The sequence below is a fragment of the Streptomyces sp. NPDC019531 genome (assembly GCF_044903305.1).
GTDB lineage: Bacteria > Actinomycetota > Actinomycetes > Streptomycetales > Streptomycetaceae > Streptomyces.
In genome coordinates this window covers 104382-119181 of record NZ_JBJDQL010000008.1, presented here as the reverse complement: position 1 = coordinate 119181, position 14800 = coordinate 104382, and the positions used below count along the sequence as shown (strand labels likewise).

Sequence of the window (14800 nt, the reverse complement as noted above, 5' to 3'; positions counted from 1 at the left end):
ATCGTGGAGAATCTGATCGCGCTGCTTATCGCGGCGCCTCTGCTCGGAGCGGCGGTCCTGCTGACCGGCGGCCGGCGGCTGGACGCCGTCGGCCACTGGATCGGCACCCTGCTCGCCGGTGCCTCCTTCGTGTTCGGCGCCATCCTCTTCGCCGACCTGCTCGGCAAGGACGCCGAGCACCGCACGCTCATCCAGCACCTGTTCAGCTGGGTCCCGGTCGAGGGCTTCCAGGCCGACGTCGCCTTCCGCCTCGACCAGCTGTCGATGACGTTCGTGCTGCTGATCACCGGCGTCGGCTCGCTGATCCACCTGTACTCGATCGGGTACATGGAGCACGACGAGCGGCGCCGCCGCTTCTTCGGCTATCTGAACCTGTTCCTCGCGGCGATGCTGCTGCTCGTCCTCGCCGACAACTACCTGCTGCTGTACGTCGGCTGGGAGGGCGTCGGTCTCGCCTCCTACCTGCTGATCGGCTTCTGGCAGCACAAGCCCAGCGCGGCCACCGCGGCGAAGAAGGCCTTCCTGGTCAACCGCGTCGGCGACATGGGCCTGTCCATCGCGATCATGCTGATGTTCACGACGTTCGGCACCTTCGCCTTCGGCCCGGTCCTCGGCACCCACGAGGAGCCCGGACTCGTCGACGGCGCCTCCGAGGCCACGCTCACCGGCATCGCCCTGATGCTGCTGCTCGCCGCCTGCGGAAAGTCGGCCCAGGTGCCGCTGCAGTCCTGGCTCGGGGACGCGATGGAGGGCCCGACGCCGGTCTCGGCCCTCATCCACGCGGCGACCATGGTGACCGCGGGTGTCTATCTGATCGTCCGCTCCGCCAACATCTTCAACCTCGCTCCGGACGCCCAGCTCGTCGTCACCGTCGTCGGTGCCGTCACGCTCCTGTTCGGTGCGATCGTCGGTTGCGCGAAGGACGACATCAAGAAGGCCCTCGCGGGCTCGACCATGTCGCAGATCGGCTACATGGTCCTCGCCGCGGGTCTCGGCCCGATCGGCTACGTCTTCGCGATCATGCACCTGGTGACACACGGCTTCTTCAAGGCCGGACTGTTCCTCGGCGCCGGTTCGGTCATGCACGGCATGAACGACGAGGTCGACATGCGGAAGTACGGCGGCCTCAGGAAGTACATGCCGGTCACCTTCGTGACCTTCGGCCTCGGTTACCTCGCCATCATCGGTTTCCCGGGCCTGTCCGGCTTCTTCTCCAAGGACAAGATCATTGAGGCGGCCTTCGCCAAGGGCGGCACGGAGGGCTGGATCCTCGGCGGCGCGGCCCTGCTGGGCGCGGCCATCACCGCCTTCTACATGACGCGCGTGATGTTGATGACGTTCTTCGGCGAGGAGCGCTGGAAGAACCAGCCGACCCGCTCCCCGGAGGTCCCGAGCGCCGAGCCAGCGGCCGAACACCACGGCGAGCACGCTGAACCCCACCCGCACGAGTCCCCGAAGTCCATGACGATCCCCATGATCGTGCTGGCCTTCGGATCGGTCTTCGCGGGCGGCCTGTTCAGCATCGGCGACCGCTTCCTGCACTGGCTGGAGCCCATCACCGGGCACGACCACGGAGACGCGCCGATCAGCGCGGCGACAGTCACGGCGGCCACCGTCACCGTGATGGTCATCGGCGTCGCCATCGCCTGGCTGCAGTACGGCAGGCGCCCGGTCCCGGTCGTCGCCCCGCGCGGGTCGCTGCTCACCCGGGCCGCCCGGCGCGACCTGCTCCAGGACGACTTCAACCACGTCGTCCTGGTCCGCGGCGGAGAACACCTCACGCGATCCCTGGTCTACGTCGACCACACCCTGGTCGACGGCGTGGTCAACGGCACGGCGGCCTCGGTCGGCGGCCTCTCCGGCCGGATGCGCAAACTGCAGAACGGCTACGCGCGGTCGTACGCGGTCTCGATGTTCGGCGGTGCGGCCATCCTCGTCGCCGCGACCCTGCTGATGAGGGCGGTCTGATACCGAATGTCTGAATCGAGCACAGTCTTTCCTCTGCTGACAGCGACGGCGGCGCTCCCGGCGATCGGGGCGATCGCCACGGCCGCCGTACCGGCCGCGCGGCGAACCGCCGCCAAATGGCTGGCGCTGCTCGTCTCGCTCGCCACACTCGCCCTCGCGATCACCGTCCTGGTCCGCTTCGACCCCGACGGCGACCGCTACCAGCTCACCGAATCCCACGCCTGGATCGCGGACTTCGGGGTCCGCTACGAACTGGGCGTGGACGGCATCGCGGTCGCGCTCATCGCGCTGACGGCGCTGCTGATCCCGTTCATCGTCCTGGCCGGCTGGCACGACGCCGACCCGCTGGAGACCGGAAGCAGGCGGTGGCGGCCGACGCAGGGCTTCTTCGCCCTGATCCTCGGCGTCGAGGCGATGGTGATCATCTCCTTCGAGGCCACGGACGTCTTCCTCTTTTACATCTTCTTCGAAGCCATGCTCATCCCGATGTACTTCCTCATCGGCGGCTTCGGGGACCGTGCCCACGCGGGCACCGACGAGAACGCGGCGGCCCAACGCTCGTACGCCGCCGTGAAGTTTCTTCTCTACAACCTGGTCGGCGGCCTGATCATGCTGGCCGCGGTGATCGGCCTCTACGTGGTCGCCGGGAACTTCAGCCTCACCGAGATCGCCGAGGCGCGGGCCAACGGCTCGCTCGACATGGCGACCAACACCGAACGCTGGCTGTTCCTCGGGTTCTTCTTCGCCTTCGCGGTGAAGGCACCCCTGTGGCCGCTGCACACCTGGCTGCCCAACGCGATGGGGGAGGCCACCGCACCGGTCGCCGTGCTCATCACGGCGGTCGTCGACAAGGTGGGCACCTTCGCGATGCTCCGCTTCTGCCTCCAGCTCTTCCCGGAGGCGAGCAAGTGGGCGACACCCGCGATCCTCGTCCTGGCGGTGATCAGCATCATCTACGGGGCGCTGCTCGCGGTCGGCCAACGGGACATCAAGCGGCTGGTGGCGTACGCGTCGATCTCGCACTTCGGCTTCATCATCATGGGCATCTTCGCGATGACCAGCCAGGGCCAGTCCGGAGCGACGCTCTACATGGTCAACCACGGGATCTCCACGGCCGCGCTGATGCTGGTGGCCGGCTTCCTGATCTCGCGGCGCGGCTCGCGGCTCATCGCCGACTACGGCGGGGTCCAGAAGGTCGCCCCGGTGCTCGCCGGCACCTTCCTGATCGGCGGCCTGGCGACGCTCTCGCTGCCGGGACTCGCGCCCTTCGTCAGTGAATTCCTGGTCCTGGTGGGCACGTTCGCGCGCTACCCGGCGATCGGCATCATCGCGACCTTCGGCATCGTGCTCGCCGCGCTCTACACCCTCGTCCTCTACCAGCGGACGATGACGGGCCCGGTGAAGCCGGAGGTCTCCGCGATGCCCGATCTACGCGCGCGTGAACTCGTGGTCGTCGCCCCGCTGATCGTGCTGCTGATCTTCCTGGGCGTCTACCCGAAGCCCGTCACGGACATCGTCAACCCGGCGGTGAAGTCGACCATGTCCGACGTACACAAGAAGGACCCCAAGCCCGAGGTGGAGGCGGCCAAGTGAGCGCAGTAGCCGTCCACAGCCTGTGGACAACCGCGGCCGACCCGATCTCGAAGATCGACGCGCCGAAGATCGAATACGGGCAATTGTCGCCCACCCTGATCGTCGTGGGCGCGGCGATCATCGGAGTGCTGGTCGAGGCGTTCGTCCCGCGCAAGTCCCGTTATTACGCCCAGCTGTTCGTGTCCGTCGTGGCGCTGTGTGCCGCCTTCGCGGCGGTCGTGGCACTCGCCGCCGACGGGTACGCCACGACGAAGGCGGGCATCGCGGCCATGGGCGCGATCGCCGTCGACGGACCGGCCCTGTTCCTGCAGGGCACGATCCTGCTGGCGGGCCTGGTGGGCCTGTTCACCTTCGCCGAACGGCGGCTCGACCCCGAGACGCACGGCAACCGCGTCGACTCGTTCGCCGCACAGGCCGCCTCCGTGCCGGGCAGTGACAGCGAGAAGGCGGCCGTGAAGGCCGGGTTCACCACCACCGAGGTGTTCCCGCTGCTGCTCTTCGCCGTCGCCGGCATGCTGATCTTCCCGGCCGCCAACGATCTGCTGACGCTGTTCGTGGCCCTGGAGGTCTTCTCCCTACCGCTGTACCTGCTGTGCGCGCTGGCCCGCCGCAAGCGGCTCATGTCGCAGGAAGCCGCGGTCAAGTACTTCCTGCTCGGGGCGTTCGCCTCCGCGTTCACCCTGTTCGGTATCGCGCTGCTGTACGGCTACGCGGGCTCGGTGTCGTACGGCACGATCGCGCAGGTCGTCGACGGCACCATCACCACCGTGGACCCGGCGCTCGTGGACACCATGGGCAACGACGCGCTGCTGCTGATCGGCGCCGCGATGATCGTCATGGGCCTGCTGTTCAAGGTCGGCGCCGTCCCGTTCCACATGTGGACGCCGGACGTCTACCAGGGCGCGCCCACCCCGGTCACCGGCTTCATGGCGGCGGCGACCAAGGTGGCCGCCTTCGGCGCGCTGCTGCGCCTCCTGTACGTCGTGCTGCCGGGCCTGCGCTGGGACTGGCGGCCGGTCATGTGGGCCGTCGCGATCGTCACCATGCTCGGCGGTGCGATCGTGGCGATCACGCAGACCGACATCAAGCGGCTGCTGGCGTACTCGTCGATCGCGCACGCGGGATTCATCCTCGCGGGTGTCATCGCGACCACACCGGACGGGGTCTCGTCGGTCCTCTTCTACCTGGCCGCGTACTCGTTCGTGACGATCGGCGCGTTCGCGGTGGTGACCCTCGTACGCGACGCCGGTGGTGAGGCGACGCACCTGTCCAAGTGGGCGGGCCTGGGTCGTCGTTCGCCGCTGGTGGCCGCCGTGTTCGCGGTGTTCCTGCTGGCTTTCGCCGGAATCCCGCTGACCTCCGGCTTCGCCGGGAAGTTCGCCGTGTTCAAGGCGGCGGCGGAGGGGGGCGCGGCACCTCTCGTCGTGGTCGGTGTGATCTCGTCGGCGATCGCCGCGTTCTTCTACATCCGCGTGATCGTGCTGATGTTCTTCAGCGAGCCGCGCCCGGAGGGGCCGACGGTCGCCGTGCCGTCGCCGCTGACGATGACGGCGATCGGGGTCGGCGTGGCGGTCACGCTGGTGCTCGGCGTGGCGCCGCAGTACTTCCTCGACCTGGCGAACCAGGCGGGAGTGTTCGTGCGCTGACCTGCGGCGCCTGCGCCTTTCGCACGCGTCGGGCCCCGGCTCCCTACGAGGGAGCCGGGGCCCGACGCGTGCGGTCAGGGTGTCGGACACGTCACCGTCGGGTTGGCCCCTTGCGCCGGGTGACGTCGGTTGATCGAATGACCACGGAATGTCACCGGCCCGGCCTGTGGATAACTCCGACGCTGTCAGTCGCGGCCCCTATCGTGGACGCAGTGGTCGAAGGACGACGTACGGGGGACGGGACTATGGGCGGGATGGGCGGTATCAGCGAGATGCCAGGGATCACCGGGACACCGGGCGCGAGCGACAGCGAGGCACTGGCCACGCTGCACCGGGTCTTCGGATACGACGCCTTCCGCGGCGAACAGGAAGAGATCATCGAGCATGTGGTGGCCGGCGGGGACGCCGTCGTCCTCATGCCGACCGGCGGCGGCAAGTCGCTGTGCTACCAGATTCCGTCCCTGGTCAGGCCCGGCACGGGCATCGTCGTCTCACCCCTCATCGCGCTGATGCAGGACCAGGTGGACGCGCTCAGGGCGCTCGGCGTGCGCGCCGGGTTCATGAACTCCACGCAGGGCTTCGACGAGCGGCGAGTGGTGGAGGCCGAGTTCCTGGCGGGAGAGCTGGACCTGCTCTACCTCGCGCCGGAGCGGCTGCGGCTCGACGCCATGCAGGACCTGCTCTCGCGCGGCAAGATCGCCGTGTTTGCCATCGACGAGGCGCACTGTGTCTCCCAGTGGGGCCACGACTTCCGGCCCGACTATCTGACGCTGTCCGTGTTGGGTCAGCGCTGGCCCGACGTCCCGAGGATCGCGCTCACCGCGACAGCCACGCGTGCCACGCACGAGGAGATCACCCAGCGGCTGAACATGCCGACGGCCCGGCACTTCGTGGCGAGCTTCGACCGGCCCAACATCCAGTACCGGATCGTGCCGAAGGCCGACCCCAAGAAGCAGCTGCTCACCTTCCTGCGCGAGGAGCACTCGGGCGACGCGGGCATCGTGTACTGCCTCTCGCGCAAGTCGGTGGACACGACGGCCGAGTTCCTCTCGCGCAACGGCATCGAGGCGGTGCCGTACCACGCGGGGCTCGACGCGGGAACCCGTGCCGCCCACCAGTCCCGCTTCCTGCGCGAGGACGGCCTGGTCGTGGTGGCGACCATCGCCTTCGGCATGGGCATCGACAAGCCGGACGTCCGCTTCGTCGCCCACCTCGACCTGCCCAAGTCGGTCGAGGGCTACTACCAGGAGACCGGCCGCGCGGGACGCGACGGACTGGCGTCCACGGCCTGGATGGCCTACGGCCTGAACGACGTCATACAGCAGCGCAAGCTGATCCAGTCGGGCGAGGGTGACGAGGCGTTCCGGCGTCGGGCCGCCTCCCACCTCGACTCGATGCTGGCTCTGTGCGAGACCGCGCGGTGCCGGCGCGGGCAGCTCCTGAACTACTTCGGTCAGGAACCGGACCCGACGGGCTGCGGCAACTGCGACACCTGCCTGACCCCGCCGGAGACCATCGACGGCACCGTGGCGGCCCAGAAGGTGCTGTCGACGGTGGTGCGGTTGCAGCGGGAGCGGGGGCAGAAGTTCGGCGCGGTGCAGATCGTCGACATCCTGCTCGGCAAGCGCACCGGCAAGGTCATCCAGTTCGACCACGACCAGCTGTCCGTGTTCGGCATCGGCGAGGAGCTCTCCGAGGGCGAATGGCGGGGCGTGGTAAGGCAGTTGCTGGCGCAGGGGCTGCTGGCGGTCGAAGGGGAGTACGGCACGCTGGTGCTGACCGAGGCGAGCGGAGCGGTGCTGCGGCGGGAGCGGGAGGTGCCGCTGCGCAAGGAGCCGAAGAAGCCCGCGAGCTCCAAGTCGGGCTCCTCGTCCTCGTCCGGGCGGGGCAAGGCCAAGGCCGTGGTGGCCGAGCTGCCCGAGGCACTGCTGCCGGCATTCGAGGCACTGCGGGCCTGGCGTGCCGAGCAGGCCCGTGAGCAGGGTGTCCCGGCGTACGTCATCTTCCACGACGCCACGCTCAGGGAGATCGTCACGGTATGGCCCACCTCGGTGCCCCAGCTCGGGAGCATCGGCGGGATCGGCGAGAAGAAGCTCGCGACGTACGGGGAGGGTGTGATCGGGGTGCTCGCGGGGCTGGGTGACGGGGGTGCGGCCACGACGGCACCGAGTCGGGCGGGCGAAGCGGATCCGGGCGCGGACCACTGGCCCGAGAGGGACGCGGAGCCGGAGCCGGAGGACTGGATATAGACCGGATGACTGGATGTGGAGGGCCGGGACGACACGAGGATCGTCCCGACCGGGTGATGCGGGGGGTCTCTACGACGGGTCCCGCACCGGGTCCCGCACGGGGTTCTGCAGACCCCTCGCCGCGTACGCCCTGACATCCGCGTCCGAGTCCGTCGTCGCCGTGGCCAGGGCCGCGCGGGCGTCCTCGGAATCCGGGTGCCGGGTCAGGGCCAGCACGGCGGCCTTGCGGACGTCGGCGTTCGGGTCGGCGAGTGCCTTGGCCAGAGCGGGGACGGCCACGTCCGGCTCCGCCGCGGCCAGCGCGGTCGCGGCGCCCGACCTGACCTGCCAGGCGGCGGCCGACAGGGCGGCGACGGCGCGGGCGGTGAGCGGCGCGGGGCACCCGGTGGTGGCCAGCGCTCCGTAGGCGGCGCCCTGTACAAGGGCGTCGGGATCGTCGGTGAGCTGGTCCAAGGCATCGAGGACGACACCGAGCGGGCGTTCCGCCGACACCGTCGCCAGCGCCTTCGCGAGGGTCACGCGGACCTCACGGGAGGGGTCGGTGAGCGCCGCGTGGGCCAGTTCGGTGGCGGCGTCGACCGAGACGAGGGCACGGACGGCCTCGATGCGGACGGGGATGTCCTCGTCGGTCAGGGACCTGGCGAACAGCTCCGCGTCACCGAGGCGCAGCGCGCGCAGAACGTCCAGGGAGGCCGCACGGACGACCGGGTCGGGCTCGGCGAGGGCAGCGGCGAGGCTGTCGCGCAGGGCCGGTTCGGGCGGCAGGGTCTCCACGAGTTCGCGCAGGGACGCGGCCGCGCCGGCCCTGACCTCGGCGGCCGGGTCGCGCAGCGCCTCGGCGAGGGCGGGGCCGGTGCCCGGAGGCAGGGTCTCGGTCAGTACGGCGACGGCCTCGCGCCGGACGGCGGGCGCGGGGTCGGCCAAGTAGGGCCGCAGGGCTTCGAGTTCGGGCTCCTCTTCGGCGAGGGCGACGAGTTCGAGGAGGCGGGCGGAAGTCTGCTCGGCGGTCGGGCGGACGGTCGGGCGGGCGTCGGCGCTGTGAGGAGGCGGGGCGTCGAGGAAGCCCTGCCCGGCACCGCCGCCGACACCCGCTGCCGCCTCGGCACCGGTGCCTCCGATGCCGGCTACACCTCCGGCACCGGCTACACCTCCGGCTACACCTCCGGCTACACCTCCGGCACCGACACCGACCGCCCCGACCGCCCCGACCGCCCCGTCCACACTGACCGCCCCGACCACACCGGTCGCACCGCCCACGCCCCCAACGCCACGCCCTGCCTCGACCCACCCGACGGTCTCGCTGTCGGCCGGGTTCCCGGATGTTCCCGTCGGGCCCCCGGCCCCCGCCGCCACGGCAACCGGCGCCCGATCCCGCGCCCCCGCCGTCGCCACATCCTCCGGATGCACCTCGCCGAGGTGTCGGGAGGGACCGCCGACCGGCGTGAACTCGTCGATCGGGACCAGATAGGGAGCCACGGGACGGGCCGTGAACTCCATCGCACCGGAGGAGGACTTGTGCAGGTCGAGATGGTGGAACCAGGAGGTGTCGTCGCGATGGGGGTGGTCGAGGCGGTCGTGGTACAGGCCCCAGCGGGACTCCGTACGGGCCAGGGAGGCACGCGCGGCCATCTCCGCGCAGTCGCGGATGAAGGAGACCTCGGCACAGCGCATCAGTTCGTGCGGGGTGCGGGCACCCATCGCGGCGATGTCGGCATGCATCCGCTCGAAGGACTCCAGGGCCAGCGAGAGACGGGCGCCGGACTTCGGCGGTGCCACGTAGTCGTTCACGAAGCGGCGGAGCTTGTACTCGACCTGGGGCTGCGGCGGGCCGTCCGGGTTGCGCAGCGGGCGGTAGATCAGTTCGTGCGCCTCGCGGAGCTGGTCGGGCGGCAATTCCCCTTCGTACGGCGCGTACTGGGAGGCGTCCGCGCCCGCGAGGTCGCCGAAGACGAACGCGCCGATCATGTAGTTGTGCGGGACGCAGGCCAGGTCGCCGGCGGCGTACAGGCGGGGCACGGTGGTGCGGGCGTGGTCGTCGACGCGGACGCCGGAGGCCGAATGGCCGCCGCACAGGCCTATCTCGGAGATGTGCATCTCGATGTCGTGGGTGCGGTAGTCGTGGCCGCGGCCCTCGTGGAACGTCCCTCGGGTGGGCCGTTCCGTGGAGTGCAGGATCGACTCAAGCGACGAGATCGACTCCTCGGGGAGGTGGCTCAGCTTCAGGTACACCGGCCCCCGGTCGGAGGCGACCTCCGCCGCGAACTCGGCCATCATCTGGCCGGACCAGTAGTCGGAGTCGACGAAGCGTTCGCCGTGCCGGTTGACCTGGTAGCCGCCGAAGGGGTTGGCGACGTAGGCGCAGGCGGGGCCGTTGTAGTCCTTGATCAGCGGGTTGATCTGGAAGCACTCGATGCCGGTGAGTTCGGCGCCCGCGTGGTAGGCCATGGCGTAGCCGTCGCCCGCGTTGGTCGGGTTCTCGTAGGTGCCGTACAGGTAGCCGGAGGCGGGCAGGCCCAGGCGGCCGCAGGCGCCGGTCGCCAGGATCACCGCGCCCGCGCGGACCGTGACGAAGCCGCCCGTGCGGGTGTTGAAGCCGACCGCCCCCACGGCCCGTCCGTCCTCGGGAGCGGTGAGCACCCGCACCGGCATCACCCGGTTCTCGATGCGGATCCTCTCCCGCATCTCGCGCCGCCGCAGCTGCCGGTACAGGACCTTCTTGACGTCCTTGCCCTCCGGCATCGGCAGCACATAGGAGCCGGAGCGGTGGACCTGGCGGACCGCGTAGTCGCCGTGCTCGTCCTTCTCGAACTTCACGCCGTACGACTCCAGTCGCTGCACCATGCCGAAGCCGCGGATGGCGGTCTGGCGGACGGTGGACTGGTCGACGATGCCGTCGTTGGCGCGGGTGATCTCGGCGACGTAGTCGTCGGGCTCGGCGCGGCCGGGGATGACCGCGTTGTTGACGCCGTCCATGCCCATGGCGAGCGCGCCGGAGTGCCGGACATGCGCCTTCTCCAGCAGGATGACGTCGGCGCCGTGCTCGGCCGCGGTAAGGGCCGCCATGGTGCCGGCGGTGCCACCGCCGACGACGAGGACGTCACAGGTGAGCTCCTCTGCCTCGCTGAGGGCGGGGATCTGCAAGGGGGTGTCCACCAGGGTGCCTTTCACGTTCCGGGTCACGTACCGAGTCAGGTGTCGAGTCACGTGCCGAGTGAGGAGAGGACGTCGCGCCGCAGCGCCACGCGCGCGGGATCGTCATGCGCCGTACGGTCGCGCGGGCGCGGGATGTCGCGTACGGCGGTCAGGCGGCCGCCTCCGAGGAGGGCCACCCGGTCGCCGAGGAACAGGGCCTCGTCCACGTCGTGGGTCACGAAGACGACGGTCGCGCCCGTGCCGTGCAACACCTCCACCAGCAGGTCCTGCATGCCGGCGCGGGTCTGGGCGTCGAGGGCGCCGAAGGGTTCGTCCATGAGGACGGCGCGGGGGTGTCCGGCGAGGGCGCGGGCCAGCTGGGCGCGCTGGCGCTGCCCGCCGGAGACGCGGTGCGGCAACTGCCAGGCGCGGTCGGCGAGTCCGACCCGGTCCAGCCAGGACTCGGCCTGGGTGCGCCGTTCGGTGCGCGGCAACCCCTTGATGGCCAGCGGGAGTTCGATGTTGGCGCGCAGGGTGCGCCAGGGCAGGAGGGCGTCCTCCTGGAAGACCAGGGCCCGTTCGGCGCCGGGGCCGGCGAGCGGGCGGCCGTCCTGGGAGACCTCGCCGGAGAGCAGGGGGAGGAGGCCGGCCAGGGTGCGCAGCAGCGTCGACTTGCCGCAGCCGGAGGAGCCGACGACGGTGAGGATCTCGCCGGGGGCGATGTCCAGGTCGACGCCGGTCACGACGGGGGCGCCGGGGCGGCCGAGGGTGGCGTCGCGCAGGGTGAGGCGGGTGCCGCGTGCGGCGGGCGGTGCCTGGGCCGCCGTATCGACGACGGTGTCAGACGAGGTGCTCATCGCGTGCCTCCGCGGCCTCGGATTCGGGTCCCTCGCGCAGGGACGTGGGCGACAGCGGGGCGGTGGCGCGCGGAGTCCTGGGTCGGGCACCGGTGACGTACGACGTCCGTGGCAGCCAGTGGGTCAGCCGACGCCCCAGCAGTTCCACGGCCGTCGACGTGAGCCAGCCGAGGACGCCGATGGTGACCATGCCGACGAAGACGCCCGCGTAGTTGACGACGGTGTAGTCCTGCCAGGTGCGGTAGCCGACGCCGTACTGGCCGGAGATCATCTCGGCGGAGATCACACAGATCCAGGAGACGCCGATGCCGACCGAGAGGCCGCCGAAGATGCCCGGGAGCGCGCCCGGCAGGACGACCGAGGCAAGGATCCGCCACCGGCCGCCGCCCATCGTCCGTACCGCTTCCTCCCACACGGGGGTGAGCGCGCGGACCGCGTGCCGGGTGGAGACCAGCACGGGGAAGAAGGCGGCGGTGCAGGTGATGAAGACGATGCCCTGCTCGTTGGAGGGGAACAGGAGGATCGCGACGGGGACCAGGGCGATCGCGGGGATCGGGCGGACGACCTCCAGGACCGGACCGAGAAGGTCCTCGGCGAGGCGGGAGCGCGCCACGAGCACGCCCGTCGCCACGCCGAGCACCGCGGCGAGCAGGAAGCCGGTGAGGATGCGGGTGACGCTGTCGGTGAGGTCCGTCCAGTAGTCGGGGCCGGACACCCGGTCGGCGAAGGCGCGGGCCACGTCGGCGACCGTGGGGAACTGCGAGAAGCGCAGCCACAGGTCGATGTTCAGGCTGGTCAGCAGCTGCCAGAGGCCGAGGGCGACCGACAGCGAGGCCGCTCTCAGCGCATACCGGCCGGCTTTCGGCAGGGGTCGGCTCACGACGCCCGCTCCAGAGCGTTGGCGTACGTGATGACACGGGCGCCGCCGTGCGCGGAGACGTACGCCTGGGCGGTCTCCGGGGCGACGAAGGGCAGGAGTTGGCCGCCGTCGGCGACCCAGACCGCCTTGTCGGCGAACCAGAGGGTGCCGGTGGTGGCGTCGGGGACGTAGGCGGCGCGGACGCCGTCCTTGTGCGCGGAGACGTAACTCAGCAGCTCGGCAGGTGCCTTGAAGCTCTTGGTCTCGGAGGCGCCCTTGGGCCACACCTCGCTCGCCGCGGCGGCGGGAGCAGCGGCGAGCCGCTTGGCGTAGTCGGACCCCAGGGCCTTCTTGACGTACTGGTCGTCGACGAAGGAGTCCACGTCGATGTCCCCGGTCAGCTTGGCCGACTTCAGGACCGAGACGTCCTGCTTCAGCGCGGAGACCAGCTGGGGCTTGATCGCCGTGTCGAAGGTGGCGATGCCGTGGGCGCCGTTGTAGAGGTAGACGACCTCGGCGGGCAGTCCGGTGGCTTTCGCGACGGACTCGGCGGCGGCGACCGGGTGGGCGTTGAGGTAGTCCGTGGCTTCGGCCTGGGCCTTCAGAAACGCCTCCAGGACCGTCGGTCGCTGCTGGGCGAAGTCCTCGCGGGCGGTGACGCCGTGGAAGGTGGGCAGGTTGAGCTCGGCACCGTCGTACAGCGCCTTCGCTTTGCCCTGATGGGCGAGCAGGCCGGGCCAGGCGACGAACTGGGAGAGCGCGTCCGCGCTGCCCGCCGACAGGGCCGAAGTACCCACCGCGGGCTGCTGGTTGAGCTTCTCGATGCCCTTGTCGGGGTCGATGCCGGCGCGCTGCAGGGCCCGTACGAGGGTGCCGTCGGCGGCGGAGCCGACGCTCGTGGAGACCTTCTTGCCGCGCAGGTCCGTCAGGGAGGCGAGCTTGGAACCGGGGGAGGTGACGATCGTGTTGAGGCCGCCGCGGAGGTTGTAGCCGGTGACCGAGACCAGGTGGGTGGGCTTGCCCAGCTGCGTGCCGCGTGCCGCGTTGATGAGGAGCGGGAAGTCGCCCATCGAACCGATGTCGATCTTCCCGGCGGTCATCTGCGCGGTGATGGGAGCGCCGGTGGCGTAGTCCTGCCAGTCGACCTTGTAGGTCTTGCCGTCGTGCAGCGAGTTCAGCTGTTTCTCGAAGTAGCCGAGGGAGCGCAGCAGGGTGCCGGCGGTGACGGTGTTGATGGTCTTGGACTGGTAGCCGACGGTGACGGTGACCGTGGAGCCGTCACCGGCCTGGGCGCTGCCGCAGGCCGTGAGCGGGGCCAGCAGCAGCATGGCGGCGACAACTGGTTTGTGTTTCATGGGAGTTCGGGGCCTCTCACCGGAGCAGATAGGGCATGTTGACCGTGACGGCTCCGGTGGGGCAGCGGGCCGCGCAGGGGCCGCAGTACCAGCACTCGTCGACGTGCATGTAGGCCTTGCCGCTGCTGGTGTCGATGGCCAGGGAGTCCAGCGGGCACATGTCCACGCAGAGCGTGCAGCCGTCGATGCACTTCGACTCGTCGATGGTCACGGGCACGTCGGCCCGCTGGGGCGCCAAGGGCATGGCTGTCTCCAGGAATGTGCGAGCAGGGGGTTCTACAGGGAGCGGTGCAGCAGGCCGCTCATCGTGATGCGGTCGCCGCGGAAGCGGATGAACTCCAGGTCGACGGGGCGGCCGTCGGCGAGGTGGGTGAGGCGTTCCAGCATCAGGACGGCCGCGCCGCGCGGGGCTTCGAGTACGGCGGCGGAGTGGGCGTCCGCGTTCACGGCCTCCAGGGTGATCTCGGCGTGGCCGAGGCGCTGGCCGGTGATCGTCTCCAGGAGGCGGAAGACGTCGGTGTTCTCCAGGTCGGCGCCGAGCAGGGCGGTGCCGATGTCGAGCGGGAGGTAGGTGAGGTCGAGGGAGAGGGGGAGGCCGTTGAGGCGGCGCAGGCGTTCGATGTAGAGGACGTCGGTGCCGGGGGTGACCTGGAGACGCCGGGCCACCGGGTGCGGGGCGGGGGCGGGGCCCATGGTGCGGACCTCGTTGGTGACCGTGCCGTGTTCGCGGAGTGTCTCCGCGAGGCCCATCAGACGGTCCAGGCCGTGGGGGTACTTCCGGCCCACGACGACGGTGCCGACGCCGGGGTGGCGTTCGACCAGGCCTTCCGCGCGGAGCAGGTCCAGGGCTTGGCGGACCGTGTTGCGGGAGGCGCGGTAGTCGGTGGCGAGGGTGGTCTCGTGGGGGAGGGTGCCGCTCTCGAAGCCGCCGGTGAGGAGCTGATGGCGCAGGAGGTCGGCGAGCTGCCTCGCCTGGTCGGCGCGCAGCCGGCGCCGGGCGCGGGCTGCGACGGTGGTCGCGCCTTGGCCGGCGTGGTCCCGGATGCGGTCGGTGGGTGGCATGGCTGGAACCATACCCATCCGGTAGGGAAAGCTGTGTTGCCGGATTGTTGCGCCACCTGAAGCTGTGACGGATCCGGCG

Annotated in this window: 10 protein-coding genes; 4 read left to right on the top strand and 6 right to left on the bottom strand. The window is 70.5% G+C overall.

Annotated features, from left to right (window positions below; genetic code table 11):
* Positions 1-3: 3 nt before the first annotated feature.
* From nuoL to recQ, 4 genes are all read left to right on the top strand, one after another.
* Positions 4-1968, top strand: coding sequence for an NADH-quinone oxidoreductase subunit L (gene nuoL, locus ACI2L1_RS12900; RefSeq protein ID WP_404739365.1), 1965 nt, complete (start codon positions 4-6; stop codon positions 1966-1968).
* Between the two features lie 6 nt (positions 1969-1974).
* On the top strand, positions 1975-3561 hold the full coding sequence (locus tag ACI2L1_RS12895; RefSeq protein ID WP_404739364.1) for an NADH-quinone oxidoreductase subunit M: 1587 nt from the start codon (positions 1975-1977) through the stop codon (positions 3559-3561).
* The gene (gene nuoN / locus ACI2L1_RS12890) at positions 3558-5207 is read left to right on the top strand and encodes an NADH-quinone oxidoreductase subunit NuoN (protein ID WP_404739363.1); all 1650 of its coding nucleotides are present in this window, start codon (positions 3558-3560) and stop codon (positions 5205-5207) included. Before ACI2L1_RS12895 ends, nuoN begins: the two co-directional genes overlap by 4 nt.
* A gap of 245 nt (positions 5208-5452) precedes the next feature.
* Positions 5453-7456, top strand: a complete 2004-nt coding sequence (gene recQ, locus ACI2L1_RS12885; RefSeq protein ID WP_404739502.1) for a DNA helicase RecQ — start codon at positions 5453-5455, stop codon at positions 7454-7456.
* 69 nt (positions 7457-7525) lie between these two features.
* On the opposite strand, the gene ACI2L1_RS12880 is transcribed toward recQ, so the two are convergent.
* The 6 genes from ACI2L1_RS12880 to ACI2L1_RS12855 are packed head-to-tail and all read right to left on the bottom strand — an operon-like array spanning position 7526 to position 14721.
* Positions 7526-10609: a fumarate reductase/succinate dehydrogenase flavoprotein subunit gene (locus ACI2L1_RS12880; RefSeq protein WP_404739501.1), complete on the bottom strand. Its 3084-nt coding sequence runs from the start codon at positions 10607-10609 to the stop codon at positions 7526-7528.
* A gap of 47 nt (positions 10610-10656) precedes the next feature.
* The gene (locus ACI2L1_RS12875; RefSeq protein ID WP_404739362.1) at positions 10657-11445 is read right to left on the bottom strand and encodes an ABC transporter ATP-binding protein; all 789 of its coding nucleotides are present in this window, start codon (positions 11443-11445) and stop codon (positions 10657-10659) included.
* On the bottom strand, positions 11429-12325 hold the full coding sequence (locus ACI2L1_RS12870; protein WP_404739361.1) for an ABC transporter permease: 897 nt from the start codon (positions 12323-12325) through the stop codon (positions 11429-11431). Before ACI2L1_RS12870 ends, ACI2L1_RS12875 begins: the two co-directional genes overlap by 17 nt.
* Positions 12322-13659: an ABC transporter substrate-binding protein gene (locus tag ACI2L1_RS12865; protein WP_404739360.1), complete on the bottom strand. Its 1338-nt coding sequence runs from the start codon at positions 13657-13659 to the stop codon at positions 12322-12324. The genes ACI2L1_RS12870 and ACI2L1_RS12865 overlap by 4 nt, the downstream gene beginning before the upstream one ends.
* A gap of 16 nt (positions 13660-13675) precedes the next feature.
* Positions 13676-13903 carry a ferredoxin family protein gene (locus ACI2L1_RS12860; RefSeq protein WP_018568287.1) on the bottom strand — a complete coding sequence of 76 codons (228 nt, stop codon included), beginning with the start codon at positions 13901-13903 and terminating at the stop codon, positions 13676-13678.
* Between the two features lie 32 nt (positions 13904-13935).
* Complete coding sequence (locus ACI2L1_RS12855; RefSeq protein ID WP_404739359.1) at positions 13936-14721, bottom strand: GntR family transcriptional regulator; 786 nt, start codon at positions 14719-14721, stop codon at positions 13936-13938.
* Positions 14722-14800: the final 79 nt, after the last annotated feature.

Excerpts from the sequence above, each read along its gene's own strand:
- ACI2L1_RS12855 (WP_404739359.1), bottom strand. The coding sequence starts at position 14,721 with ATGCCACCCACCGACCGCATCCGGGACCACGCCGGCCAAGGCGCGACC.
- recQ (WP_404739502.1), top strand. The coding sequence starts at position 5,453 with ATGGGCGGGATGGGCGGTATCAGCGAGATGCCAGGGATCACCGGGACA.
- ACI2L1_RS12895 (WP_404739364.1), top strand. The coding sequence starts at position 1,975 with ATGTCTGAATCGAGCACAGTCTTTCCTCTGCTGACAGCGACGGCGGCG.
- ACI2L1_RS12860 (WP_018568287.1), bottom strand. The coding sequence starts at position 13,903 with ATGCCCTTGGCGCCCCAGCGGGCCGACGTGCCCGTGACCATCGACGAG.
- ACI2L1_RS12875 (WP_404739362.1), bottom strand. The coding sequence starts at position 11,445 with ATGAGCACCTCGTCTGACACCGTCGTCGATACGGCGGCCCAGGCACCG.
- ACI2L1_RS12865 (WP_404739360.1), bottom strand. The coding sequence starts at position 13,659 with ATGAAACACAAACCAGTTGTCGCCGCCATGCTGCTGCTGGCCCCGCTC.